22 protein-coding genes are annotated in these 25,714 nt (G+C 73.2%); 16 read left to right on the forward strand and 6 right to left on the reverse strand.

Annotated features, from left to right (window positions below):
• The first annotated feature begins 17 nt into the window (after positions 1-17).
• Genes AC2YHB_RS22150 through AC2YHB_RS22160 form a run of 3 tightly spaced genes read left to right on the forward strand, consistent with a single transcriptional unit; the run spans position 18 to position 2,816 of the window.
• A complete protein-coding gene (locus AC2YHB_RS22150) occupies positions 18-1,628 on the forward strand; it encodes an FAD-binding oxidoreductase (RefSeq protein ID WP_487354626.1) in 1,611 nt (536 codons plus the stop codon).
• Entirely contained in the window at positions 1,625-2,539 is a 915-nt protein-coding gene (locus AC2YHB_RS22155) for a diacylglycerol kinase family protein (RefSeq protein ID WP_207007418.1), read from the forward strand. The genes AC2YHB_RS22150 and AC2YHB_RS22155 overlap by 4 nt, the downstream gene beginning before the upstream one ends.
• 37 nt (positions 2,540-2,576) lie before the next feature.
• Positions 2,577-2,816: a hypothetical protein gene (locus AC2YHB_RS22160; protein ID WP_487354627.1), complete on the forward strand. Its 240-nt coding sequence runs from the start codon at positions 2,577-2,579 to the stop codon at positions 2,814-2,816.
• 150 nt (positions 2,817-2,966) lie between these two features.
• On the opposite strand, the gene AC2YHB_RS22165 is transcribed toward AC2YHB_RS22160, so the two are convergent.
• Positions 2,967-4,100, reverse strand: coding sequence for an acyl-CoA dehydrogenase family protein (locus AC2YHB_RS22165; protein WP_218864645.1), 1,134 nt, complete (start codon positions 4,098-4,100; stop codon positions 2,967-2,969).
• A gap of 132 nt (positions 4,101-4,232) precedes the next feature.
• On the opposite strand from AC2YHB_RS22165, the gene AC2YHB_RS22170 reads away from it, so the two are divergent.
• The 3 genes from AC2YHB_RS22170 to AC2YHB_RS22180 all read left to right on the forward strand — a co-directional run bounded on the left by AC2YHB_RS22170 (position 4,233) and on the right by AC2YHB_RS22180 (position 6,166).
• Positions 4,233-4,910 carry a TetR/AcrR family transcriptional regulator gene (locus tag AC2YHB_RS22170; RefSeq protein WP_179648424.1) on the forward strand — a complete coding sequence of 226 codons (678 nt, stop codon included), beginning with the start codon at positions 4,233-4,235 and terminating at the stop codon, positions 4,908-4,910.
• Positions 4,911-4,994: 84 nt separating this feature from the next.
• Positions 4,995-5,711, forward strand: a complete 717-nt coding sequence (locus AC2YHB_RS22175) for a GTP cyclohydrolase II (RefSeq protein WP_179648423.1) — start codon at positions 4,995-4,997, stop codon at positions 5,709-5,711.
• The gene (locus tag AC2YHB_RS22180) at positions 5,708-6,166 is read left to right on the forward strand and encodes a MarR family winged helix-turn-helix transcriptional regulator (protein WP_036549375.1); all 459 of its coding nucleotides are present in this window, start codon (positions 5,708-5,710) and stop codon (positions 6,164-6,166) included. Before AC2YHB_RS22175 ends, AC2YHB_RS22180 begins: the two co-directional genes overlap by 4 nt.
• Positions 6,167-6,277: 111 nt before the next feature.
• On the opposite strand, the gene AC2YHB_RS22185 is transcribed toward AC2YHB_RS22180, so the two are convergent.
• A complete protein-coding gene (locus AC2YHB_RS22185; protein WP_179648422.1) occupies positions 6,278-6,982 on the reverse strand; it encodes a pirin family protein in 705 nt (234 codons plus the stop codon).
• Between the two features lie 87 nt (positions 6,983-7,069).
• On the opposite strand from AC2YHB_RS22185, the gene AC2YHB_RS22190 reads away from it, so the two are divergent.
• Both AC2YHB_RS22190 and AC2YHB_RS22195 read left to right on the forward strand, forming a co-directional pair.
• Positions 7,070-8,431, forward strand: coding sequence for a GH1 family beta-glucosidase (locus tag AC2YHB_RS22190; protein ID WP_179648421.1), 1,362 nt, complete (start codon positions 7,070-7,072; stop codon positions 8,429-8,431).
• 30 nt (positions 8,432-8,461) lie between these two features.
• On the forward strand, positions 8,462-9,427 hold the full coding sequence (locus AC2YHB_RS22195) for an NADPH:quinone oxidoreductase family protein (RefSeq protein WP_036549370.1): 966 nt from the start codon (positions 8,462-8,464) through the stop codon (positions 9,425-9,427).
• Positions 9,428-9,485: 58 nt separating this feature from the next.
• Here the strand turns inward: AC2YHB_RS22195 and AC2YHB_RS22200 are convergent, their stop codons facing one another.
• The 3 genes from AC2YHB_RS22200 to AC2YHB_RS22210 all read right to left on the reverse strand — a co-directional run bounded on the left by AC2YHB_RS22200 (position 9,486) and on the right by AC2YHB_RS22210 (position 11,299).
• On the reverse strand, positions 9,486-9,977 hold the full coding sequence (locus AC2YHB_RS22200) for a CAP domain-containing protein (RefSeq protein WP_487354628.1): 492 nt from the start codon (positions 9,975-9,977) through the stop codon (positions 9,486-9,488).
• A 133-nt stretch (positions 9,978-10,110) separates the two neighbouring features.
• On the reverse strand, positions 10,111-10,638 hold the full coding sequence (locus AC2YHB_RS22205) for a CAP domain-containing protein (RefSeq protein WP_179648419.1): 528 nt from the start codon (positions 10,636-10,638) through the stop codon (positions 10,111-10,113).
• Between the two features lie 145 nt (positions 10,639-10,783).
• Positions 10,784-11,299 carry a CAP domain-containing protein gene (locus AC2YHB_RS22210; RefSeq protein ID WP_179648418.1) on the reverse strand — a complete coding sequence of 172 codons (516 nt, stop codon included), beginning with the start codon at positions 11,297-11,299 and terminating at the stop codon, positions 10,784-10,786.
• A gap of 154 nt (positions 11,300-11,453) precedes the next feature.
• On the opposite strand from AC2YHB_RS22210, the gene AC2YHB_RS22215 reads away from it, so the two are divergent.
• The 3 genes from AC2YHB_RS22215 to AC2YHB_RS22225 all read left to right on the forward strand — a co-directional run bounded on the left by AC2YHB_RS22215 (position 11,454) and on the right by AC2YHB_RS22225 (position 15,955).
• Positions 11,454-13,403: a M13 family metallopeptidase gene (locus tag AC2YHB_RS22215; RefSeq protein WP_308645520.1), complete on the forward strand. Its 1,950-nt coding sequence runs from the start codon at positions 11,454-11,456 to the stop codon at positions 13,401-13,403.
• A 7-nt stretch (positions 13,404-13,410) separates the two neighbouring features.
• Complete coding sequence (locus AC2YHB_RS22220) at positions 13,411-14,139, forward strand: hypothetical protein (protein ID WP_179648417.1); 729 nt, start codon at positions 13,411-13,413, stop codon at positions 14,137-14,139.
• A gap of 190 nt (positions 14,140-14,329) precedes the next feature.
• On the forward strand, positions 14,330-15,955 hold the full coding sequence (locus tag AC2YHB_RS22225; protein WP_179648416.1) for a helix-turn-helix domain-containing protein: 1,626 nt from the start codon (positions 14,330-14,332) through the stop codon (positions 15,953-15,955).
• A gap of 24 nt (positions 15,956-15,979) precedes the next feature.
• Here the strand turns inward: AC2YHB_RS22225 and AC2YHB_RS22230 are convergent, their stop codons facing one another.
• Entirely contained in the window at positions 15,980-16,984 is a 1,005-nt protein-coding gene (locus tag AC2YHB_RS22230) for a hypothetical protein (RefSeq protein WP_179648415.1), read from the reverse strand.
• Positions 16,985-17,218: 234 nt separating this feature from the next.
• On the opposite strand from AC2YHB_RS22230, the gene AC2YHB_RS22235 reads away from it, so the two are divergent.
• The 5 genes from AC2YHB_RS22235 (at position 17,219) to AC2YHB_RS22255 (ending at position 25,601) form a co-directional block, all read left to right on the forward strand.
• Positions 17,219-19,345 (forward strand): RecQ family ATP-dependent DNA helicase, encoded by a 2,127-nt coding sequence (locus tag AC2YHB_RS22235; protein WP_179648414.1) that lies wholly within the window; start codon positions 17,219-17,221, stop codon positions 19,343-19,345.
• Between the two features lie 140 nt (positions 19,346-19,485).
• Positions 19,486-20,544: an NAD(P)H-dependent amine dehydrogenase family protein gene (locus AC2YHB_RS22240; RefSeq protein ID WP_179648413.1), complete on the forward strand. Its 1,059-nt coding sequence runs from the start codon at positions 19,486-19,488 to the stop codon at positions 20,542-20,544.
• Positions 20,545-20,586: 42 nt separating this feature from the next.
• Positions 20,587-21,966, forward strand: coding sequence for a hypothetical protein (locus tag AC2YHB_RS22245; RefSeq protein ID WP_179648412.1), 1,380 nt, complete (start codon positions 20,587-20,589; stop codon positions 21,964-21,966).
• A gap of 21 nt (positions 21,967-21,987) precedes the next feature.
• Positions 21,988-24,918: a DEAD/DEAH box helicase gene (locus tag AC2YHB_RS22250; RefSeq protein WP_487354629.1), complete on the forward strand. Its 2,931-nt coding sequence runs from the start codon at positions 21,988-21,990 to the stop codon at positions 24,916-24,918.
• Positions 24,918-25,601 carry an SWIM zinc finger family protein gene (locus AC2YHB_RS22255; RefSeq protein WP_487354630.1) on the forward strand — a complete coding sequence of 228 codons (684 nt, stop codon included), beginning with the start codon at positions 24,918-24,920 and terminating at the stop codon, positions 25,599-25,601. The genes AC2YHB_RS22250 and AC2YHB_RS22255 overlap by 1 nt, the downstream gene beginning before the upstream one ends.
• The last annotated feature ends 113 nt before the right edge of the window (positions 25,602-25,714 follow it).

The following is a 25,714-nucleotide window of genomic DNA, read 5'->3' on the forward strand; positions in this document are numbered from 1 at the left end:
GTGTAACACTGTAACACATGACGACCGAGCGACCCACCGTCCTCCAGCCCGAGATGCCCGCCACCCGCTGGGGCGACCCGGCCCACGCGACCGGTCTGCCGGACGGCGTCCGCGACCTCGTCGGCCTGGTCTTCCCGATCAAGGACACCCCTGCCCGCGAGGACGTGGCCGTGCCGGCCTCGCGCCTGGCGGACGAGCTGGTCGCCGGACTGCGCGAGCTCCTCGGCGAGGACAACGTGGTCACCGACGACGGGGTCCGCCGCCTCCGCACCCGCGGCAAGTCCACCCCCGACCTGCTCCGCCAGCGGGCCGGCGACCTGGGCGACGCGCCGGACGTCGTCGTACGGCCCGGCGGGCACGACGACGTCGTCGCCGTCCTCGCGTGGGCCCAGGAGAACCGGGTCGCGGTCGTCCCCTTCGGTGGCGGTACGGCGGTCACCGGTGGCCTCGTCGCCGACCCGGACGCCGCCGGGCTGGTCGGCGTGGTCTCGCTCGACCTCGGCCGGATGCGCGGCCTGCTCGCCCTCGATGCCGTCTCCTCGACCGCGACGTTCGAGCCCGGCCTGCGCGGTCCCGAGGCCGAGGCGCTGCTCGCCCAGCACGGCCTGATGCTCGGCCACTTCCCGCAGTCGTTCGAGTACGCCACGATCGGCGGCTTCGCGGCCACCCGCTCCAGCGGCCAGTCCAGCGCCGGATACGGCCGCTTCGACGCGATGGTCGTCGCGCTCCGCGTCGCCACGCCGGTCGGCGAGGTCCGCCTCGGCGTCTCGCCGGCCAACGCGTCCGGCCCCGACCTGCGCGAGCTCTTCCTCGGCTCGGAGGGTGCCTTCGGCGTGATCACCGAGGTCACCGTCCGGGTGCGGCCGCTGCCGGAGGTCAAGGAGTACGAGGGCTGGCGCTGGCGGTCCTTCGCCGAGGGCGCCGACGCGATGCGGCAGCTGGCCCAGGCCGACCTGCTGCCCACGGTCCTCCGCCTCTCCGACGAGAACGAGACCGCGATCAACCTCGCCGACCCCGAGGCGATCGGTGGCGAGGGCGGTGCCGATGGTGAGGGCCCGGGGTGCCTGATGGTCGTCGGCTACGAGGGCACCCCCGCCGCGGTCGCCGCGAAGAAGGCCGCCGTCACCGCCGCGCTCACCGCGCTCGGCGGTGCCCCGCAGGGCTCCGGGCCGGGCGAGGCCTGGGCGCACGGGCGCTTCGACGCGCCGTACCTGCGCGACAGCCTGCTCGACAACGGCGTCCTCGTGGAGACCCTCGAGACGGTCGCCTTCTGGAGCAACCGCGAGAACCTCTACACCCGCGTGAAGACCGCGCTCGAGCAGGCGCTCCCCGGGGCGATGGTGCTCTGCCACGTCTCGCACGTGTACGCCACCGGCTGCTCGCTCTACTTCACCGTCGCCGCCCCGGGTGGCGAGGACCCGCTGGCCGCCTGGCTCCCGGCGAAGGCCGCCGCCTGCGAGGCGATCGTCGCCGCCGGCGCCTCGATCACGCACCACCACGCGGTCGGCACCGACCACAAGCCCTACCTGACCGCCGAGATCGGCGAGGTCGGCGCCGAGGTGCTGCGCGCCGTCAAGAAGGCGGTCGACCCGACGGGCATCCTCAACCCCGGGGTGCTGATCCCGTGAGCACCCGCAGCTTCGCGTTCCTCGTCAACCCGAACTCCGGTGGCGGGTCGGCGCCGAAGGTCGTCGTACCGCTGACGCGGGCGCTGCGCGAGGCCGGCGCGTCGGTCGAGGTCACCTACACGACCTCCGTCGCCGAGACGCCCGCCCTGGTCGACGCCGCGGTCGCGTCCGGTGCGGTCGTCGTCGCCGTCGGCGGCGACGGCATGCTGTCGTCGGTCGCGGGCTCGGTCGCCGCGCGCGACGGGGTGCTGGCCGTCGTACCCGCGGGACGGGGCAACGACTTCGCCCGGATGCTCGGGGTCCCGCACACGACGGCCGAGCAGGCCGCGCTGCTGCTGGAGGGTGCCGAGCGCCGGGTCGACCTGCTGCGCGCCACCTCCGGGGACGGTACGACGCACGTCGTCGCCGGCTCCGTCTACGCCGGTGTCGACGCCCGCGCCGGCGAGATCGTCGACCGCTCCCACTGGCTGCCGTCGAAGCTGCAGTACCCCGTCGCCGCCGTCCGCGCCCTGGCGACCTACCGCCCGATGGAGTGCGCGCTCGAGGTCGACGGCGTCACGTCCCGGCACCTCGCGGCGACGGTCGTCGTCGCCAACTCGCGCTACTACGGCAAGGGCATGGCCATCGCGCCCGCCGCCTCGGTCTCCGACGGCCTCCTCGACGTCATCGTCATCGAGGCCGCCTCGCGCTCCGGCCTGATCCGCTCCCTCCCCAAGGTGTACGACGGCGGGCACGTCGACCTCGACGAGGTGAAGGTGCTGACCGGGCGCCGGGTCACCCTCTCCGGCGCCTACGCCGGCGGTGGGGCGGTGCCCGTCGGCGCCGACGGGGAGGCGCTGGGGCCGCTGCCCGCGTCGGGTGCGCCGATGGTCGTGGAGCTCCTGCCGGAAGCGCTGCGGATCATCGCCTGAACGTCGTACCGTTTCGGCTCCGGCGGAGGGAGCTCGGGTGCCGGTGCGGGTGCGGACAGGACTGGTGGCGCTGCTGCTGGCGCTGCTCGTGGCGCCATGGAGCAGTCGCGAGGACGACCCCGAGGACTGCCCTGCGCCTCTCTCGGACGCCTACCTGCGCTCCGAGGAGGGGCAGCGGTACGTGCGCGAACTCGGGAAGCTGATTGGTTCGACGGACCCGTCCGACTGGTCCGGCGACTCCTACGCGACGTACTTCACCGTGACCTGCGACGGCTGAGGGCCTGTTCGGCGGCGTCTGGGAGTTTCACCGGCCGGCCGGTGAAACTCACGCTTGGACGACGGAGCTTCATCGTCCAAGCGTGAGTTTTGTCGTCCAAGGACGGGAGAATCACCGGCCGGCCGGTGAAACTCCCACCCTGCTACGGGCTCAGCTCGGAGCCGGCAACGACCGGCTGATGATCTCCTTCATGATCTCGCTCGTCCCGGCGTAGATCTGCGAGACCCGGAGGTCGGCCCAGGCCCGCGCGATCGGGTACTCGTTCATGTAGCCGTAGCCGCCGTGCAGCTGGAGGCACGTGTCGGCCACCTTCTGGGCCCGCTCGGAGCACCACAGCTTCGCCATCGCCACGGTCGGGATGTCGAGCTGCTTCTCGAGGTGCAGGCCGATGCACTCGTCGACGAAGGAGCGCGCGACGCGGGCCTCGGTGGCGACCTCGGCCATCTTGAACTTGGTGTTCTGGAAACCCCAGATCGGCCGGTTGAAGGCGTGCCGGTCGTGGACGTAGCGCATGGTCTCCTCGAAGCAGAGCTCCATCGCGGCGACATTGGAGACGGCGACGATGAGGCGCTCCTGCGGGAGCTGCTCCATGAGCTGGATGAAGCCCTGGCCCTCCTCGCTGCCGAGCAGGTTGGTCACCGGGACGCGGACGTCCGCGAAGTTGAGCTCGGAGGTGTCCTGGCCCTTCATGCCGATCTTGTCGAGCACGCGACCGCGGGAGAAGCCGGGGGTGTCGGTCGGGACGATCACCAGCGAGATGCCGGCGGCCGCCTCCTCCGGGTTGGTCTTCACGACCACGACGACGACGTCGGCCTGCGCGCCGTTGGTGATGAAGGTCTTGGAGCCGTTGATGACGTACTCGTCGCCCTCGCGGATCGCCTTGGTGCGCACGTTCTGCAGGTCGGAGCCGGTGCCGGGCTCGGTCATCGCGATGGCGGCGACGGCCTCACCGCTGGCCATCTTGGGGAGCCACTCGTGCTTCTGCTCCTCGGTGCCGTAGTTGAGGATGTAGTGCGCCACGATCCCGTTGTGGAGCGAGACGCCCCACGAGCTGTCGCCGACCCGGGCCTGCTCCTCGATGAGGATCGCCTCGTGGGCGAAGGTCCCGCCGCCCCCGCCGTACTCCTCGGGGATCGACAGGCACAGCAGGCCGACCTCGCCGGCCTTGTTCCACAGGTCGCGGTCGACCTGCTTGTTGGCGATGTAGTTCTCGACGTTCGGCTTGATCTCCTTCTCGCAGAAGGTGCGGGCGAGGTCGCGGAAGTCGTCGAGATCCTGGTTCATCCAGGGAGAGCGGCGGGCCATGGTGATCCTGTCCAGAGGTCGGGTACGGCGCTGGGTACACCGTGTATCACACACAGGGTGCCACGCGGACGACCATGGATACAAGGTGTATCCGCACGCTAGCCTCGACCTGTGGTGGACGTGGTGAAGTGGGTCGACTCGACCGTGCGCCGGCGCAACGCCAAGGAGGCGCTGGAGAGCGACGCGCGCCGCGCCCAGGTCGTGCAGGCGGCCATCGACGCGATCGAGGAGGGCGGGGCGGCGGTCGGCATGGGCCAGATCGCCGAGCGCGCCGGCATCCCTCGCCCCAACGTCTACCGCCACTTCGCGAGCAAGGAGCAGCTCGACGCCGAGGTCGCGCGGTACGCCGCCACCGAGCTCCTGCGCCGGGTGCGCCCGTACCTGTCGACGCCCGGCACGCCCGTCAAGATCATCCGCGGGCTGATCGCCCCGTGCGTCGCGTGGGCCGCCGAGCACCCGCACCTGTTCCGGTTCCTCGCCGCCCAGCAGCAGACCAAGGCGCTGCACCGCGCGCGCCTCGGGCGGACCCGGCTGCTGAGCGAGATCGTCGACGCGGCGCGCTCCTACCTGCACGAGACCCCGCTCTCGGCCGACCCGCCCGAGGGGGTCCTCGTCGGCGTGATGGGGATGGTCGACGCCAGCATCATCTGGTGGTTCGACCACCACGACGAGACCCAGGAGCAGCTCGTCGAGCGGCTGACCCGGCAGGTCGCGGCCGTGCTCGTCGACACCCTCGGGCAGTTCGGCGTCGTGGTGCCCGACGACATGGTGTTCCGGCCCGAGGCCTGAATCTTTTTCGCAGCGACCCGGAATACCGGGTCGCTCCACCGCCTTCTCCCTTCATCATTTCAACTTTCAAATGATGGAGTGGCCATGACGACCTGCCTCACCCGCGCGCCGCGCGCGACCGCCGTCCCCGAGGTCCCGCGCGCCGCCGCACCGGCCGCCGAGGTGCGGACCCGCGTCGTCGTACCCCTGCGCTTCCCGGACGGCTACTCCACCACGGCGGACGTCGTCACCTTCCACGGCCTGGTCGACGGGAAGGAGCACCTGCTGCTCGGGCTCGGCGACTGGCGCGGACGCCTGGCCGCCCTCCCCGACGGTGGTACGCCGCCGCTCGTGCGTCCCCACAGCGAGTGCCTGACCGGCGACGTCTTCGGCTCCGAGCGCTGCGACTGCGGCCCCCAGCTGCGCGAGGCCGTCGAGCGGATCGCCGACGAGGGCGGCTTCCTGCTCTACCTGCGTCAGGAGGGGCGGGGGATCGGGCTCTACGCCAAGCTCGACGCCTACGCGCTGCAGGACGCGGGCCTGGACACCTACGAGGCCAACCTCGCGCTGGGTCGCGGCGAGGACGAGCGCGACTACCGCGCCGCCGCCCAGATGCTGCGTGCGGTCGGCGCCGAGCGGATCCGGCTGCTGAGCAACAACCCCGACAAGGCCGCCCAGCTCGAGGCGTACGGCGTCGCCGTCGACGAGCGGGTGCCCACCGGCGTCCACCTGTCCGAGGCCAACCACCGCTACCTGGCGGTCAAGCGCGACCACACTTCCCACACGCTGGACCTCGGTGATCTGGGAGAATTGACCGCGTGACCCAGTGGCTCGACGAGGACGAGATGGCGGCCTGGCTGCCGCTCATCCGGATCGTGCACGCCCTCCCGCAGGAGCTCGACAGGAAGCTGCGCGAGGAGGTCGGCATCCCGCACAACTACTACGGGATGCTGGCCACCCTCTCGTCGCAGCCCGACCGCACGCTGACGATGGGCGACCTCGCCCGGCTGACCGCGTCCAGCCCGTCCCGGCTCAGCCACGCGATCACCGCGCTCGAGCAGCGCGGCTGGGTCGCGCGGCGGCAGTGCGGTGAGGACAAGCGGCGACAGTTCGTGACGCTGACCGACGACGGTCTCGCCATGCTCGAGGAGGTCGCGCCGAGCCACGTCGCGCACGTGCGCCAGCTCGTCTTCGACCGGCTCACGCCCGAGCAGGTCCGCCAGCTCGCCGCGATCGGCAGCGCGATCGTGGGCAACGCGGAGCTCGGCGAGGCCTGAGCGCCGGCTTGGTGGCCGAAACCTGCGCTTGTTGACGCGTGCAACGGTCAGCAAGCGCGGGAATCCCCGGTCAGCCGGGGATTCCTGCAACCCCACCCGGCCGCACTCTCGTCAGTCATCACCGGCGCGGTGGAACGACCAGACCAGCATCTCGGTCGGCACCCCCGCCGTCACCGTGTACGACGCCCCGTCGGCCAGGCAGAACGCGTCGCCCGCGCTGAGCGGCTCGGCCAGCGAGGAGCGCAGCAGCGCACCGGTGGCGACGAAGGCGTGGACGAGCGGGGCGGCGGGCAGCGCCAGCGACTCCCCGGCGGCGAGCCGTGCGACGTCGAGCGTCGCGCCGGCGACGCCCACGGGGAGCGGTCCGTCGGGGCCGACCGCGCGGACCAGCCCCTCGCCGGGCGCGGCGGGGACGGCCGCCTTCGCGTGCCGGGGGGCGGCGTCGGGGGAGTCGGGCGTGAGCCAGACCTGGACGAAGCGGGCCGGCCCGTCCTGACCGGCGATCTCCGAGTGACGCACCCCCGAGCCGGCGCTCAGCACGCCGCACTCGCCGGCCTCCAGGACGGCCGACGCGCCGGTGCCGTCGCGGTGCTCGAGGGCCCCCGAGACGACCCACGTGACGATCTCGAGAGCGGCGTGCGGGTGCTCCTCGAAGCCGGCCCCGCGACCCAGCACGTGGTCGTCGTGGCACACCATCGGACCGAACGAGAGCCGGTCGGGGTCCAGGTGCGGACCGAACGAGAAGGCGTGGCGCGTGAGCCGCCCGGGGGCGCGCTCGACGAACCGGTCAGTTCCCCTGCGGATCTCGACGTTCACGTGCGACATTGTGGCTGTGTCCGATGGCGCACGCGCGGCAGGCCGTCGTCCGGGCGCCATCGTGGGAGTCATGGGAGGGTGGTCCCAATGGCGGACAGGGTGAGGGACCTGGCCGGCCGGTTGCCGAAGGGATTCCGCTTCGGGACCAGCACGGCGTCGTACCAGATCGAGGGAGCGGTGGCCGAGGACGGCCGCGGGCCGTCGGTCTGGGACACCTTCGCGTCCGAGCCCGGGCGGATCGTGGACGGATCGAGCGGTGCGGTGGCGTGCGACCACTACCACCGCTACGCCGAGGACATCGAGCTGATGCGCCGCCTCGGCGCCGAGGGCTACCGCTTCTCGATCGCGTGGCCGCGGATCCAGCCGACCGGCTCCGGACCGGCCAACGAGAAGGGTCTCGACTTCTACGACCGCCTCGTCGACGGGCTCCTCGAGGCCGGCATCAAGCCGATGGCGACCCTCTTCCACTGGGACCTGCCCCAGGTGCTCGAGGACGACGGCGGGTGGCTCAACCGGATCACGATCGAGCGGTTCGCCGACTACGCCGCGATCGTCGGGGCACGCCTCGGCGACCGGGTCGCCGACTGGGTCCCCGTCAACGAGCCGAACGTGGTCACCCTGATGGGCCACGCCGTCGGCATGCACGCACCCGGCAAGGCGCTCATGTTCGACGCGCTGCCCGTGGGCCACCACCTCCTCGTCGCCCACGGCCGTGCCGCGATCGCGCTCCGTGCGGCCGGTGCGACCAGCGTCGGCTGCGCCAACAACCACGCCCCGATCTGGCCGGCCAGCGACGACCCCGCCGACGTCGGGGCCGCCAAGCTGTTCGACGCCCTCTGGAACGGCCACTACCTCGAGGGCATGCTGCTGGGGCGCTACTCCGACGAGATGATGATGCTGCTCGAGGACCACGTCCGCGACGGCGACTTCGCCACGATGCGCCAGCCCCTCGACTTCTACGGCGTCAACTACTACAACCCGATGCGGATCGGGGCGGCCGACGAGACCTCCGAGCTGCCCTTCGAGTTCCGCGACGTGCTCGGCTACCCGCTCACCGACTTCGGCTGGCCGGTCGTGCCCGACGCGCTGCGCGAGTGGCTGATCATGTTCCGCGCGCGGCTCCGCGCCGCCGTACCCCCCATCGTGATCACCGAGTCCGGCTGCTCCTACAACAAGGGGCCCGACGAGAACGGCATCGTCGACGACCACGAGCGCGTCGATTACCACGCCGCCCACCTCGCAGCGGTCGCCGAGGCCGTCGAGCGCGGCGTCGACGTGCGCGGCTACTACGCGTGGTCGCTGGTCGACAACTTCGAGTGGGCCGAGGGCTACACGCAGCGCTTCGGGCTGGTGCACGTCGACTTCGAGACCCAGGTGCGCACCCCCAAGCGCTCCTTCAGCTGGTACGCCGACCTGGTGGCCCGGCACCGCGTGGAGCACCCCGTCTGAGCGTGCTCCCGGCTGTGTAGCCTGCGATCCATGCGCGCCGTCCAGGTCCTCACCACCACCGGTCCCTCCGACATCGTCGTCACCGAGGTCCCCGACGCGGTGGCCGCGCCGGGGCAGGTGCTGGTCGAGGTCCACACCGTCGGCATCTCCTTCCCGGACCTGCTCCTCAGTCGGGGCGAGTACCAGCTGCGCCCGGAGCCGCCGTTCACGCTCGGCGTCGACTTCGCCGGCGTCGTGGTCTCCGGCGACGGCTTCGAGCCCGGCCAGCGGGTCGCCGGCGTCGGTGGGTACGGCGGCGCCGCGGAGCTGGTCGTCGGCTCGACGGAGAACGTCTTCGTGCTCCCCGACGCGATCTCGTTCGACGAGGCCGTCGCGCTCCCGATGAACTACCTGACCGCCCTGTTCGCCCTCGACGAGCGCGGTGGCCTGAAGGCCGGCGAGACCGTCCTGGTGCACGGCGCCGCGGGTGGGGTGGGCACCGCGACCCTCCAGGTCGCCAAGGGCCTGGGCGCCACCACGATCGCGGTCGCCAGCACGGAGGAGAAGCGGGCGTTCGCGCTCGCGGCCGGGGCGGACCACGCGATCGCCGTCGAGGGCTTCAAGGACGCCGCCCGCGAGATCACCGGCGGCCGTGGCGTCGACGTCGTCCTCGACGTCGTCGGCGGCTCGCTGTTCACCGACTCGCTGCGCTCCCTGGCACCCCTGGGCCGCCTGCTGGTGGTCGGGTTCGCCGCGGGCGAGGGCATCCCGGAGGTCAAGGTCAACCGGCTGCTGCTCAACAACGCGGACGTCCGCGGCGTCGGGTGGGGCGCGTACGCCTTCGCCAACCCGGGCTACATGGCCCGGCAGTGGGCGCAGCTGGTGCCGATGATCGAGGCGGGCGTCGTGAAGCCGCCGATCGGCAAGGTCTACCCGATCGACGGGTTCGGCCAGGCGCTGCTCGACATGGACGCGCGGGCGACGCTCGGCAAGTCGGTCGTCCGCATCCGCGACTGACGCACGCGGTGGTCGAGGAGGTCGCGCAGCGACCGTCACGAGACCCCCGGTCGTCCCCTCAGCGCCGGCCGAGGTCCACGGTCCACCAGTAGCGGCCGTTGCCGCCCCGGACCACGCCCGCGCCGAAGTCGCGGTAGCGGCAGTCCAGCAGGATGCCGCGGTGCAGCGAGCTGGCCAGCCACATCCGCACGACCGCGGAACCGGTGGTCGGGCCGAGAGCGATGACCTCGCCGAGCATGCTCGCGCCGGCGTACCCGGAGTCGGCCACCCTGCGCGACAGCGTCGCCTCGCCGGCCACCCGGTGGCTCAACGTGCCCTGGCGGGCCATCCGGGCGCTGTGGCGGCGGGCGGAGACCCGTAGTGCGGTGGTGACCTTCAGCGTCGGACAGCCGGACTGCATCCGGGCCCGGTTGATGGCCTTCATGGCGTCGCCCTCCATCGTCAGCGTCAGCGTCGACCGGGTCGGTGTGGGGCCGGTGGTCGCCTCGGACGCGACGGCGGAGGGCGTGGCGGGGCCGGCGAGCAGGCCGGCCAGGGCGGCCAGGACCACGAGAGGAGCAAGTCCAAGGGATCGGGGCTCAGCGTGCGAGAGCTTGGACTTGTTCATCAAGGTCCCGAGAGCGGTGGGGCGCACGGGGCTCATCATGGTGGCGGTGTCAACCACCCGGGCACGGACCGCTCGGTCAGCGGCGGCCGAAGTCGACGGTCCAGTACATCCGCAGGCCGTTGAACACCACGCCCACGCCGACCTCGCGCAGCGTGCAGTCGGTGATGTTGCGCTTGTGGCTGGCGCTCGCCCACCAGGCGCGGGTCACGGAGCCGGCGGTCGTGTAGCCGGCGGCGATGTTCTCGGCGACGCGGGTCCAGCCGACGTACCCGGTCTGGGTGATCCGGCGGCCCAGGCTCAGCTCGCCGGGGAGTTGGTGCGACATGGTGCTGGCGGCCGCCATCTTCTTGGAGTGGGTGCGGGCTGCCTGGCGCAGGTCGCTGTTGACCTTGAGCGGCCGGCAGCCGGCGAGTGCGCGCTGCGTGTTGGTCAGCACCACCACCGTGTTCTCCAGGATGTTGTTGACCGTCAGCGTGAGCGACGCACCCCGCAGCTGCGTGGACGTCACGGTGGTGGCCGTGGCTGCCGGCGTGGCGCTGGCCGCGACAGCGGCGGCCAGGACGACGATGGCAGCGATGAAGAGCTTCTGAATCCCCCGGTTCATGACAACGATGGTCCGTGAGTCGGGGAGGTCGTCACATCGATGCTCCGTCCGCCATTCACTAGTCCGAACTGACTAGCGTTACGCGGCGTCCGGACCGCGTCCGCGGTCGCGAGGCCGGATCCGGTCGCAGGGGTGTCGTGCACGCTCACCACTTCCGTCCGAAGTTCTGGGTCCACCACAGCTGGCCCCCGTCGAGGACCACGCCGACGCCCAGGTCGCGCAGCCGGCAGTTGAGGATGTTGCGGCGGTGGCTGGGGCTGGCCATCCATGCCCGGACCACGGCCGCGGGACCGCTGAAGCCGCGGGCGACGTTCTCCGCGACCAGGCTCCAGTTGCGGTAGCCGGCGCGCGTGATCCGCTTGCTGAAGTACGGCTCGCCGGGCAGCTGGTGGGACATCAGGTCGTGCAGCGCCATGGTCACCGTGTGGCCCCGCGCCGACTTGCGCAGGTAGGTGTTCGCCCGCAGCGATGGGCAGCCGTGGCGGCGGCGCTCGACGTTGGTCAGCGCGAGCACCCGGTCCTCGAGCAGCCGCTGCACCAGCACCCGCGTCGGTACGACGTCCTGCACCCCCGCCGTGGACGCGGCCTCGGAGGGGGCGGGCAGCGCGGCGAGCACGAGGCCCAGCACGATGCAGGGCACCAGCCCCAGGAGTCTTGCCATGGCTGGCGGATCGGCCCGGCGGCGTACCCGGATGAGCGCGGAGCGGGGAAATGGGCCCAAGGTCCCGGCGTGTCCGACCGACCGGCCAGCCCGGCCGACCAGCCCGGCCGACCAGCTGGAGCCGGTGATTGACCCGGGTCCTAGGCTCGATCCCGTGAGCATCCTCGACGACGCCCGTCCCGGCATGGACCCCGCCATCCGCCCGCAGGACGACCTGTTCGGCCACGTCAACGGCACCTGGCTCCGCGACGCGGAGATCCCCTCGGACCGGTCCAGCTGGGGCCCGTTCGTCCAGCTCGCCGACCAGGCCGAGGAGGACGTGCGGGCGATCATCACCGAGCTCGCCGCGTCCGGCGACGGTGACGAGGACGCCCGCAAGATCGCCGACCTCTACAACTCCTTCATGGACACCGACCGGGTCGAGGCCGCCGGCCTGGCCCCGGCGCAGCCGCTGGTCGACGCCGTTGCCGGGCTGCGCGACGTGCGCGACGTCGCCGCCTTCCTCGGCGAGTTCGAGCGGATCGGCGGCTACGGCCTGTTCGGCTCGTACGTCGACACCGACGACCGCCAGTCCGACCGCTACCTCTTCCACGTGGTCCAGGGCGGCCTGGGGCTGCCGGACGAGTCCTACTACCGCGAGGAGAAGTTCGCGGAGGTCCGCGACGCCTATGTCGCCTACCTCACCCGCCTGCTGACCCTCGGCGGCCACGAGGACCCGGCCGGTGCGGCGCAGCGGATCCTCGAGCTCGACACCGACCTCGCCAAGGGCCACTGGGAGCGGGCCGAGACGCGCGACGTCCAGAAGACCTACAACCGGCTGACCGCCGACGAGCTCAAGGCGCTGTGCCCGGGCTTCGACTGGGACGCCTACATCACCAACCTCGGCGGCCACCTGAGCGGCCCGCAGGCGACGATCGCGGAGGTCGTGGTCCGCCAGCCGTCGTACCTCCAGCACCTGTCGGGCGTCCTCGAGGCCACGCCGATCGAGGCCTGGCGCGACTGGTTCCTCTCGCGCGTGCTGCGCTCCGCCGCGCCGTACCTCTCCGACGACTTCGTGCAGACCAACTTCGACTTCTACGGCCGCACGCTGTCCGGCACGCCCGAGCTGCGGGCGCGCTGGAAGCGCGCGGTGTCCTTCGTCGAGGGCGCGATGGGCGAGGCCGTCGGCAAGGAGTACGTCGCCCGGCACTTCCCGCCGTCGTCGAAGGCGATGATGGACGAGCTGGTCGCCAACCTGCTGGCGGCGTACCGCCAGTCCATCAGCAAGCTCGACTGGATGACCGAGGAGACGAAGGAGCGGGCCTACGAGAAGCTCGACACCTTCCGGCCCAAGATCGGCTACCCGGTGCGCTTCCGCGACTACAGCGCGCTGGTGGTCGTGCCCGACGACCTGGTCGCCAACGCGCAGTCCGCGGCGGGCTTCGAGACCGACCGCCAGCTCGCCAAGATCGGCGCGCCGGTCGACCGCGACGAGTGGTTCATGCTGCCGCAGACGGTCAACGCCTACTACAACCCCGGGACCAACGAGATCTGCTTCCCCGCGGGCATCCTGCAGAAGCCGTTCTTCAGCCCGGACGCGCTGCCGGCCGAGAACTACGGCGGCATCGGCGCCGTCATCGGTCACGAGGTCGGCCACGGCTTCGACGACCAGGGCGCCCAGTACGACGGCGAGGGCAACCTCAACGACTGGTGGACCCCCGACGACAAGGCCGCCTTCGAGGTGAAGTCGAAGGCGCTCGTCGAGCAGTACGACGGCTTCTCGCCGCGCAACCTGCCCGACGAGAAGGTCAACGGCGCGCTCACCGTCGGCGAGAACATCGGCGACCTCGGCGGCCTGACCATCGCCCACACCGCCTTCCTCATCGCGCAGGGCGGCGAGGCGAGCGTCGAGGACCGCGAGAAGCTCTTCTTCAACTGGGCCTACGTGTGGCGGACCAAGCGGCGCCTCGAGCAGGAGCAGCAGTACCTCACGATCGACCCGCACAGCCCGCCCGAGTTCCGCGCCAACATCGTGCGCAACCTCGACGAGTTCCACGAGGTCTTCGGCACCGCGCCCGGCGACGGCCTCTGGCTCGAGCCGGGTGACCGGGTCCGCATCTGGTGATCGCCGGGTGAGCCAGCAGTCTCGGGAGGACCGGCCGGCGCCGAAGCCGCGCTGGCGGACCTACCGCCGACCCGTCGCCGACGAGGTCGAGCGGGAGAGCCGCGGCCGCGACGGGCGCCCGCTCGCCGGCGACCCGCCGGCCGTCGTACGGGCCCGCTCGCCGCTGAGCCGTGGACAGGTCGCTGCGTGCGTGGTCGGCGGCGTCGCGATCGCCACGGGTGGCTTCCTCTACGCCACGCGCGGCGAGGACGCCCCCGACCCGTACCCCCGCGAGAAGGTCCACGTCCCGATCGTCACCGGGCGCGGCCTCGCCGAGGTCGCAGCCGCGCTCGAGGCGAGGACCGGCTCGACCCAGGTCCTCGACGTGTGGTTCGAGGGCGACGACGCGATCCGGATGTCGGTGCCCCCGGAGCAGGCGGGCGACCTCGCCGAGCTGTGGCGCTGGGACGGCGAGCGGCTCGCGAAGTGGTCGGCCGAGGATCCCGGCGACCGGGTGCCCTTCGACCTGACCTCCCTCGACCCTGCGGTCCTGGTGGCCGTCGACGAGGAGGCGCGCGACCGCAGCGACGGGGACATCAGCGCCAGCCGTGCGCACGTCGTGCGGCCGGTCGCCGACGGTGGGCACTGGATCTACCTGAAGGTGGACGAGGTCGACCACGGTGGCGTCGTCCTGTGGACCGACCTGCGCGGCAACGTCGAGGCCGACCTCGTCAACGAGAGCTGGCGCGACGACTGAGGGCCGGTGGCCGGGGGCTGGTTCGCCACCGGGCTCCACCGCAATCCCCACAATTGCGGTTGCCCGAGGCGAGACCGCCCACCGGACCACGAATATCGCGACTGCCGGGGTCTCCGCGCGATGGTGATTTGTCGTAATTGAGGACACCAGGTCGCAGACACCCGCCCGATGGCATGGCAATTTGAGGGACATGGACCGCTCGGGGCTGATGGGGGACGTGCTGCGGCACCTCGCCGAGGGCACCCCGGAGACCGCGGTCAGCGCCTGCCTCGCGGCCTGGGAGCAGGACGACGACCCGGCGGCCCTGGGCCTGGCCGCGCTGGCGGGGTTCTGGCTCGGTGACTTCGCCGACGCGACGGCGTACGCGCGGGCCGGGCTCGCCGCGGCGGCCGACGACGAGGCCACGGCGATCTGTGCCGCCGCCGTGGCCCTCGCCGCCGACGGCGACGTCGAGGCGGATCCCGGCGAGGCCTGGAGCACGGCCCGCGACCTCGTCGCCGCCGCCGACCTCCGCGAACGCTGGTGGGCGGGGACGCGCTATGTCGTCGCCGAGGCCGCGATGGTCGCGGTGCGCATGGAGGACACGGGCGCGGTCCTCGCTGAGCCGCCGGTGCCTGCCGACGTCTGGTCGGGTCATCCGTTCGCCGTCCTGATGGTGGTCTGCCAGGTCCGGGTCGCTGCCTTCTCGGGTCGGGTGGACGACGCCATGGCGCTGGTCGAGCCGATGCTGGCCGCGGTCGTGCCGGGCAGCCGGCTCGAGACGCTGGTCGGGTCGGTGGTGGCGCTGGTCCAGGGGTACGGCGGCGACGGCGACGGTGTCGCGGCGTCCCTCGCCGTGGCCTCCCACGTGCCGGAGACGCCTCGCGACTTCGTGGACCGCGGCGTGCTGATGCTGCTGGCCTACAGCGCGATGGCCGTCGGCGACACCGCGACGGCCGCCGTGATGACCCTGCGCGCGGGCGCCGACGAGGGGCTCAGCCGCTGCACGATCATCGACCGCGCGCTCGGGCTGGAGATCCTGCTGACGGCGGCGCTCGACGGCCAGGACCTCGAGGCCGCGGCGGCCTGGCTCGCCGGGCTGGAGGAGCTCGCGGGTCACCCGATCGCCGACACCGTCGTGCTGCGTGCCCGGGCCCGCCACGCCCTCGCCGCGGGCGACGCCGACGCCGCCGTGGAGCTGGCGACGCGCAGCGTCGAGGTCTCGGCCGACGACGGCCGCCAGTTCGAGGTGGCGGAGGGCGAGATCCTCGTCGCCCGGGCCGAGCTGGCCCGCCGTGAGGTCGGCGCCGCGTCCCGGCGGCTGCGCGACCTCGTCACCGGGAGCGATGCGACCGGCCACGCCGCCGTACGACGCTCGGCCGGCGCCGCCCTCGCCGCGTCGGGCCGGCGGTTGCCGCCGATCGCCGGCGGCGGCTGGGCCGTGCTGTCCGCGCGGGAGGCCGAGGTCGCGCGCGCGGTGCTCGCCGGCCAGGACGTCGAGGAGATCGCGGCGGCGCTGTTCCTCTCGCCGGGCACGGTCCGCGCCCACGTCTCGCGGGTGCTGTGCGCATTCGGCGTCGCGACCCGCGTCGGCCTGCTCGCCGCCGTCGGCGTCGATGCCGTGGAGCCGGCGGCCCGGCCGACCCTGAGCCCCCGGCAGGAGGAGGTGGCCGCCCTGGTCGCCGCCGGCCGGACCAACAGGCAGGTCGCCGCGGAGATCGGCATCTCGGTCAAGGGCGTCGAGAAGCACGTCGCCGACATCCTGGTCCGCTGGGACGTCGGCTCCCGGTTCGACCTCGCGCGGACCTGGTGGGCGGGTCGGGCCGCGGAGGCCTGAGTCGGCGCCCAGCGCGGAGCGGGGTCAGCGGGGCGGTCGGCCGACCGCACGCCGGACCTGGTCGGCGACGTGCCGGCGCGCGTCGCGGACCGATGCCCGCACCGCGGCGAGAGCCGCTGACGTCGTACGACGGACGGCGCGCCAGGGAGCGAGGACGACCGCGCGCCAGAGGCCGCGGATCGCATGCCCGAGCGGCGTGAGGACGCGGCGGTAGAGCCACACGAAGGGCCAGACGAGGGCCCGGCCGAGGAGGGCGAGGACGCGGCCGGCCGCGTGCCACGCCCACCCGATGACGTCGCCGGCGCCCCGCAGCACCGCGCCGATCGCGCGCAGCAGCGGCTGGAGGAGGAAGCGGCCCACCCCCATGACGAGCGCGACGACCGCGACCACGAGGGCGGTACCGACGGGCTTGAGGACCGCGCGCCAGATCAGCTGGAGGGGTGCGGCCAGGGCCCGGGCCAGCAGGCCGGTCCCGGCCGCGAGCAGGCCGAGGACGACCTCGAGGGGCCGGACGACCAGTGCCCGCAGGATCCTGCCGACGCCGCGGCCGAGCGCCCGGAGCCCGCGGCCGATCGCCGAGACGACCGCGGCGATCGCGCCGGTGACGGCCCTCCACGCGGCGCCGAGGCCACGGCCCAGCAGGCGCAGGGCGTGCGCGAGGGCGCGCGTCACCGGCCGGAGGAGGCGGTCGACCAGCCAGGCGAGGACGGCGCCCACGGCGGCCGCCAGGGGAGGGAGCAGCGCGCGGCCGATCCAGCGCAGCGGAGCGAGGAGGACGGTGGTGACGGGTCGGAGAACCGCGAGGAGGGCGCGACCGAGGGCGCCGAAGGCCCTCTCCAGCGCCGCGCCGCGCAGCACCTCCCACACGGCGCGGACGGGCAGGACGACGCAGAAGGCGACGACCCGGGCCGGCCAGAGCAGCCACGCCACGGGCTCGGGGTCGGCTGCCGGCGTCTTCCGGGGCGTCGGCTCGGCCTCGACGGCGACGGGCGGGGTGTAGGTGGTGTAGTCCTGCTCGCCCGTGGTCATGGGCCCATGATGTCCGGCCGGGTGGGATTCCATGCCTGCTGTCCTGCCCGTCGACCTGTCCGCAGATCTGCCCGGAAATAGGTGCAACCGCTGGCGTCTCGGGTCACCAGCGGTTGCAAGGAAGACATTAGCGGGCCGGTCGGGTCGTGTGCGCGAAATCCCGAAAAGTCGCCGACCATCGGATCTGTGGACAGGGGTTCGGGGAGTGTCGGGCTCCGCTGGTAGACACGAGCCATGACCACCGAAGCCGCGTCCACGGCCACCCGCGACCGCGCCGAGGAGCACCTCCGCGCCCTGGTCGGCCGTCCCGACGCGCGCCTGTACGACGACCAGTGGGCCGCCATCGCCGCGCTGGTCGTCGACCGGCGCCGGGCGCTGGTGGTGCAGCGCACCGGATGGGGCAAGTCGGCGGTCTACTTCGTGGCGACCCTGCTGCTGCGCGAGCAGGGGAGCGGGCCGACGGTGATCATCTCCCCGCTCCTCGCGCTGATGCGCAACCAGATCGCGGCGGCCGAGCGCGCCGGCATCCGTGCGGTCACGGTCAACTCCACCAACGTGGAGCAGTGGGACCAGCTGCACGCCGAGATCGGCGACGGCCAGGTCGACGTCCTGCTGGTGAGCCCCGAGCGGCTCAACAACCCCGGCTTCCGCGACGAGGTGCTGCCCCGGCTGGCCGCGACCTGCGGGCTGCTCGTCGTCGACGAGGCGCACTGCATCTCCGACTGGGGGCACGACTTCCGCCCCGACTACCGCCGGATCCGCACCCTCCTGCAGGACCTGCCGGCGGGCATCCCCGTGCTGGCCACGACGGCGACCGCCAACCAGCGGGTCACCGACGACGTCTCGGAGCAGCTCGGAGCGGACACACTCGTGCTCAGGGGATCGCTCGACCGCGAGTCGCTGCGGCTCGGCGTGGTGCGCCTGAAGACCGCCGAGCAGCGGCTCGCGTGGCTGGCCGACCACCTCTCCGAGCAGCTCGGCAGCGGCATCGTCTACTGCCTGACGGTCGCCGCGACCCAGGAGGTGGCCGACTACCTGCGCAGTCGTGGCCACGCGGTGGCGGCGTACTCGGGGCAGACGGAGCAGACCGAGCGGCTGGCCCTCGAGCAGGCGCTGATCGACGGCGAGGTCAAGGCGCTCGTCGCGACCAGCGCGCTCGGGATGGGCTTCGACGCCTCGCTCGGGTTCGTGGTCAACCTCGGGGCGCCCAACAGCCCGGTGGCCTACTACCAGCAGGTCGGCCGCGCGGGTCGCGGCGGCGACCTGCCGCCCGAGGGCGCGTCCGTGGTGCTGCTGCCGGCGATCGAGGACCGCGACATCTGGGCCTACTTCGCCTCGCTCGCCTTCCCGCGCGAGGAGCTGGTCCGCGAGACCCTGGCCGCCCTGGCGGAGGAGGGCCGACCACTGAGCACGGCCGCGCTCGAGCCGCGCGTCGACCTGTCCCGCAACCGCCTGGAGACGATGCTCAAGGTGCTCGACGTCGACGGCGCGGTCCGGCGGGTGCGCGGCGGCTGGGAGTCGACCGGCCGGCCGTGGGACTACGACGCGGAGCGCTACGCCCGCGTCGCCGCCGCGCGCGAGGTCGAGCAGCGGGCGATGCTCGACTACCTCATGAGCGAGGAGTGCCGCATGCTCTACCTCCGCCGCCAGCTCGACGACCCCGAGGTCCTCGCCGACCCGGGCTGGCGCTGCGGACGGTGCGACAACTGCGGCGGCCTGACCCTGTCCGCCGAGGTGTCGACGGAGGCGGTCTCGCAGGCTGCCGACCGGCTCGCCCGCCCCGGCGTGCCGATCGAGCCGCGCAAGCTGTGGCCCACGGGCATGGCCGCGATCGGCATCGGCCTCTCCGGCAAGATCAACCCGCCCGCCGAGGAGGGCCGTGCGATCGCCCGGTTCACCGACCTGGGCCACGGGCCCGCGCTGCGCGCGCTCTTCGCGGCCGGTGCCGAGGACGGCCCGGTGCCCGACGGCATAGCCCGGGCGATGGTCGGCATGCTGCAGGACTGGCGGCCCGAGGTCGACGCGATCGTCGTCGCCGAGTCCGAGCAGCGCCCCCAGCTCACCGCCGACCTCGCCGCCGGGCTGTCGCGGTTCCTGCAGGTGCCGGTCGTCGGGCGGTGGGCGGTCGTCGACCCGACCGTGGGTCCCGACCGCGGCGCCACCAACTCCGCCCAGCGGGTCGCCGCCGTCCAGCGCCGCTGCGCCCTCCGCCTCGACGAGCACGCCACGGTCGACGGGGCCCGGGTGCTCCTGGTCGACGACCGCACGGTGACCGGGTGGTCGATGACGCTCGCCGTGGTGGCGTTGTACGACGCCGGAGCGGCGGGCGTCGTACCGCTGGTGCTGGCGACGAGCGGGTGAGCGGGTGGGTGGGAGTTTCACCGGCCGGCCGGTGAAACTCATGGTTGGACGACGAAGTTTCATCGTCCAGGCGTGAGTTTCGTCGTCCAGGCTCGACAACGGTCCTCGACACGAACTAGAACGCGTTCTACCCTCGCGCCATGAGCGCCCCCCGGTTCGACCGTCCCCTCCGCGTGATCCAGTGGACCACCGGCAACATCGGCAGCAGGTCGGCGTACGCGATCCTCGCCCGGCCGGACATGGAGCTCGTCGGCGTCTACGCCCACGGCGCTGAGAAGGTCGGCAAGGACGCGGCCGAGCTGTGCGGCTGGCCCGAGCCGACGGGGGTGATCGCCACCGACGACGTCGACGCGCTGCTCGCGTTGCAGCCCGACGCGTGCTGCTACAACCCGCTCTGGCCCGACGTCGACGAGCTGGTCCGCTTGCTCGAGGCCGGGATCAACGTGTGCACCAGCGCCGCCTGGATCACGGGCGGCAAGCAGACCCCGGACGACCGGGCCCGGATCGAGAAGGCCTGCGAGCAGGGGCGGTCGACGATCTTCGGCAGTGGGGCGCACCCGGGCATGACCAACCTGGTGGGGATGGTGCTCAGCGGCTCGTGCGACCGGGTGGACGAGATCCGGATCACCGAGTCGGTCGACTGCTCGACGTACGAGTCGGCCGGCACCCAGATCGCGATGGGCTTCTCGCAGGACCCGGACACCCCCGGCCTCGCGGAGTCGGTGCGTCGCGAGAGCGAGGTCTTCGCCGAGTCGGCGGCGATGATGGCCGACGCCCTCGGCGTCCAGCTGGACCGGATGACCTTCGACGTCACCTTCACCCCCGCGACGGGCGACTCCGACCTCGGCTTCATGACGATCCCGGCAGGAACCGTCGGCGGCGTGATGGGCTACCACCGCGGCTGGGTGGGCGAGCGCAATGTCGTCAGCGTGGGCTTCAACTGGACGATGGGCAGCCATGTCACCCCGCCGAAGCCGCTCGCGCACGGCCACGTCATCCAGGTCTTCGGCCGCCCCAACATGCGTACCGTCCTGCACTGCCTGCCGCCGGAGGACTGGACCGAGCCCGGCTTCATGGGGCTCGGCATGATCTACACGGCGCTGCCCGTGACCAATGCGGTCCCGTACGTCGTCGCGGCCGATCCCGGCATCGTCACCCTCGCCGACCTGCCGCCCATCACCGGGCGGCTGGTGGTCTGAGCCTCCCCGGATCCGGGCGTTCGCGGGCCTAGATTGGCCGGTATGACCGACGACTCCCCGTCCCCGGACCAGCCGGCAGCCGGCAGCAGCGACACCCCGCCGCCGTTCGAGCCGGACAGGACGGTGATGCGCCCCCGCGACCCGCAGCCCCCGGCGGACGCCTTCTACGACGGTGACGGGGACGACGGGGACAGCGCCGGCGACAGCGCCGGCGACCCGGGGGAGACCCAGCCGCTGCGCGCGGACGGCCCGCCGCCGCCCCCGCCGACCATGACGCCCGCGGACGCCCCGTCCACGGAGTTCGCGCCGGCCTCGCCGGTGACGACCGCGATCCCCACCGGCAACGACGGCATCCCGCTCGGCGGCTTCGCCGGGGAGCCCCCGGCGCAGCCAGGCGGCCCGACCGAGCCGGAGTTCCCGATGCGCGCCTCGCGGGCCGGGTTCACCGGCGCGGTCGTCGCGATCGGCACCGGCCTGCTCGCCGCGGCCGTCGTCATCGCGGCGGTCCGGGCGCGCAGCGACGGCGACCTGGACTGGTCCAACTACGGCATCGCCCTCGCGGCCACCGGTGGCCTGCTCGCGATCGCGCTCCTCGGCGCGCTGTCCAGCAGGAAGACCGGCGGCCGGGCGCGCGAGGACGTCGTCACCTGGCCGGGCGTCGTCGGCATCCTCGGCGTCGCGGTCTGCATCGGCATCGGGATCGACGACGACGGCAACTGGGTCGGCTACCTCATCGGCTCCGTGGTCGTGGTGCTCGCCGCGATCGGGTACGTCGCCGCACGCCGCGCCGCCTTCGTGGTGGTCGCGATCGCCGGTCTGGCGCTGATCTACGGCCTCGCGTTCGACGACTTCGTCGCCGACAGCATCGGCGACGGGCACCCGGAGGTCACCGGCGCGGTCCTGGTCTCGGTCTTCGTCGTCGTGGTGACGCTGCTCGGGTGGGCGCTGCCCAGCCGGGCGGTCACCGGCGTGGTCGTGGGGGTCTTCGGGTTGGTCGGGCTGGTCGGGATCATGCTGAGCTTCATCGCGGCGCGCTACTTCGTCCCGTTCTTCTTCGGCGCGGTGGGCGGCTTCGGCGAGGAGCCCGGCGGACCCGACGGTGCCGACGGGGGCCCTGGCTGGTTCGCCGTCACCTTCCACGAGAGCGACGTGTGGTGGGTGCTGGCCTTCGCCGCCGTACTCACGGTCCTGTGGGCCCTGGCCGCCGCGGTCTCCAACCACTCCGGCTTCACCATCCTCGCCATCGCCGCGCCGGCGATCCTCGTCCCGCTCGCCACCGCGGCGCTCGCGGCCGAGCACCCGTCGGTGTGGGCGGGCGTCCTGGCCGGCGCCGGTGGTGTGGTGCTCCTGGGCGGGGTCGTCCTCGCGCGGCTCCGCGGTCGTCGTACGGCCAACGAGCTGAGCCCGGACCCCTCTGTCTGACCCACCCGTTAACGTCCCCGTGTGAGCTTCGTTCCCGTCTCCGGCCCGGCGACCTTCCGGTCCGGTGACGAGGGCGAGCCGCTGATCGAGTTCACCGACGCGGTGCCGGCGCGCCGCACGGTCGCCCTCCCGGTCCGCGCCGCGCTGCCCGTGCTGAGCCGCGCCCACACCGCGGACGACGCGCACCCGAGCGTCGCCCTGCTCAGCGGCGCCGCGCTGCTCGGGCTCCGGCTGGTCGCCGCCGGCAAGGTGGCGCCGACGAGCGGTGACGGGCGCGCGGGATGGCGGGTCGACGGCCTCGACGACCGCGACCACGACGCCGTACGACGCCTGGCCGCCGCCCGCGCGCACGACGACCTGGGCGCCGACGAGGCGGCGGGGCTGGTCCGCCGGGTGCTCGACGCCGTCGCCGACGCGATGCCCCGCGCGGCCCCGGCGGTGCGGACCGCCACCCGTCGCACGACGTCCGCGCCGGACGCCGGCAGCGACGAGCCCGGGCGCGGGCCCGATGACTTCGCCGACCGGGTCCGCCGCCGGCTCGCCGAGCGCACGGCCCGCGAGGAGGAGGCGGCCCGCAGCCGCAAGCGCGTCGCCGACCTGCCCGAGCTGGTGCGGGTCTCGCTCCGCGTCGAGGCCGACGAGGAGGAGCTGGTCGCGGGCTCGGTCCGCGTCGTGCTGCAGGTCCACGACGAGCGGGACCCGCTGCACGTCTGTGACGCGGCGGTGCTGTGGACGGGCTCCGAGGAGGAGCACGGCTTCGGGCCGCGGGCGAGGATCCACGCGAGCATCGCGTTGCGTGGCGCGGCCGACGTGTGGCCGGTGGCCGACCGCTTCCTCGGCCTGGCCGTGCCCGACCAGCTGACCCTCGACGGCGACGAGATCTCCAGCCTGCTCACCCAGGTCGGCGCCCTGCGCGAGATCGGCGTCGACGTGCACTGGCCGCGCGCCCTCGGCCCCGAGCTCACCACCCGTGCGGTCCTCGACCGGCAGCGCGACAAGGGCGACCCGGGGCCGCGCAACCCCGAGCTGCCGCTGCAGGAGAGCCCGTTCTCGGCCGAGGGGCTGTTCGCGTTCTCGTGGCAGGTCGCGCTGCACGGCGAGCCCCTGACCGACGAGGAGATGGCCGAGCTGGCGCGTGCCGCGAGCCCGGTCGTCAAGCTGCGCGGGGCGTGGACGATCGTCGACCCGACCACCGCGCTGCGGGCCCGCAAGCGGCTGATCCGCAAGGCCACCGGTGCCCAGGCGCTCGCCGCGGCGCTGACCGGCACCACCGAGGTTCCCGCCGCCGACGAGGACCCCGGCACGGCCGAGGTCATCGTCGGAGCGAGCCTGCTCCGGGTGCGCGAGCAGGTCCTCGCCGCGGCGACCCGCGAGCCCCTTCGGGAGCCGCCCGGGCTCGATGCCCGGCTGCGCGACTACCAACGCCACGGGCTGACCTGGCTGGCCGACCTGACCGGCCTCGGGCTCGGCGCCTGCCTGGCCGACGACATGGGCCTCGGCAAGACGATCACCCTGATCGCGCTCCACCTGCACCGCCGGTCGGCCGGCCTCACCGGTGACGCGCCGACCCTCGTCGTGTGCCCGGCCAGTCTGCTCGGCAACTGGGAGAGCGAGGTGCACCGCTTCGCGCCCGGCGTCGCCGTGCGCCGCTTCCACGGCGGGTCGCGCTCGCTCGACGACCTCCGCGGGGGGTTCGTCCTGACGACGTACGGCACCCTCCGCCGCGACGCCGCCACCCTCGCCGCCGTCGAGTGGGACCTCGTCGTGGCCGACGAGGCGCAGCACGTCAAGAACTCCCGGACGACGACCGCCCGCGCCCTGCGCCAGCTGCCCAACCGCGCCCGGGTCGCCCTGACCGGCACCCCGGTCGAGAACGACCTCACCGAGCTGTGGTCGATCCTCGACTGGTGCGTGCCGGGCCTGCTCGGCAGCCGCCAGGCGTTCCGGCGGGTGTGGGGCGCCCCGATCGAGTCCGGCACGGAGCCGACGAAGGCGCGCCAGTTCGCCGACCTGATCGGGCCGTTCCTGCTGCGCCGCCGCAAGTCCGACCCGGGCATCGCGCCGGAGCTGCCACCCAAGACCGAGACCGACCACCTGCTTGGGCTGACCCGCGAGCAGGTGGTGCTCTACGAGGCGTTCGTGCGCGACTCGATGGAGCGCATCGAGCGCGCCGACCCCGAGACCCGCCGCGGCCTGGTGCTCGCGCTGCTCACCGGCCTCAAGCAGATCTGCAACCACCCCGCGCAGTTCCTACGCCAGAATTTGGAGCCGAGCGCGTCTCCGGCGTCAGGGGCGAGCAAGCTCGTGGCGACTTCCTCCCGCCGCGCTGCCGGCGGGTCCGGAGCGGTGCGCCTGCAGGGACGCTCGGAGAAGCTCGAGCTGCTCGACGAGCTGGTCGCCACCGTCCTCGCCGAGGGCGGTGCGGTGCTCGTCTTCACCCAGTACGTCGCCATGGCCCGCCTGATCGAGCAGCACCTCTCGGCGGCGGGCGTGCCCCACCAGTTCCTCCACGGCGGCACGCCCGTCGCGCAGCGCGAGGCCATGGTGCGCCGCTTCCAGGCCGCCGACGACGAGCACGGCGTGCCGGTGTTCCTGCTCTCCCTCAAGGCCGGTGGCACGGGCCTCAACCTCACCCGTGCCGACCACGTCATCCACGTCGATCGCTGGTGGAACCCCGCCGTCGAGGAGCAGGCGACCGACCGCGCCTACCGGATCGGGCAGACCAAGCCGGTGCAGGTGCACCGGATGATCACCCAGGGCACCATCGAGGAGCGGGTCGCCCAGCTGCTCACCCGCAAGCGCCAGCTCGCCGACGCCGTCCTGGCCCGCGGCGACGCGGCGCTGACCGAGCTGAGCAACGAGGAGCTGCGCGACCTGGTCACCCTGCGCCGCTCCGCGCGCGAGGCAGCCGAAGCCGCCGAGGCGGCCGAGACCGAGCAGGACGCCGACTGATGCGCACGACCTACGCGCGTCGTACCCAGCCTCCCCGCGGGGTCCGCACCTGGTGGGGCAAGGCCTGGCAGCGCGCGGCCGAGGAGGCGGCGTACTCCGATGCCGAGCTGCGCCCCGGCCGTGCCCACGCCCGCCGCGGCGACGTCGGCGGGATCACCGTCGACACCGGCGCCCTGGTCGCCGCCGTGCGCGACGGCGACGACGCGTGGACGGTCGAGGTCGCGGTTCCGGTCCTCGACGAGGACGGCCGCCGCGCATTCGTCGAGGCGGTCGCCGCCGAGTCCGGGCGGATCGCGGAGCTGCTCGCCGGCAACCTGCCGCACGACCTCGTCGAGCACGCCGAGGAGGTGGGCGTCGAGCTGCTCCCGTACGGCGGCGAGCTGGTGGCGACCTGCACCTGCCCCCACTACCTGGACCCCTGTCCGCACGCGATCGCGGTGCTGGTGCAGGCCGGCTGGCTGGTCGACGCCGACCCGCTCGTCCTGCTCGCGCTGCGCGGCCTGGACCGCGAGGCGCTGCTCGCCGCCCTCCACGCCCACGCCGTCGGCGGGTCCGGCACGGCCCCCGGTGAGGAGCGCGTGGGCGACCTGGCTGACGACGTCGAGCTCGCCGTCGACGCGGCGCTCCGGGCGCGGGCGATGATCGAGGCGTTCGAGGCCGACGCCGACGGTGCTGGCGGCTGATGCCGCGGCCGCTCGCCGCCTGCTGATGTAACACGCTGTTCGCCGATCTACCCGGCGATTCTCAGGACAATTCCTGCCCGGAGACGGCGTGTCGGCCCTGACAACCGCCGCCC

This window comes from Nocardioides sp. SRI_004 (assembly GCF_057586415.1).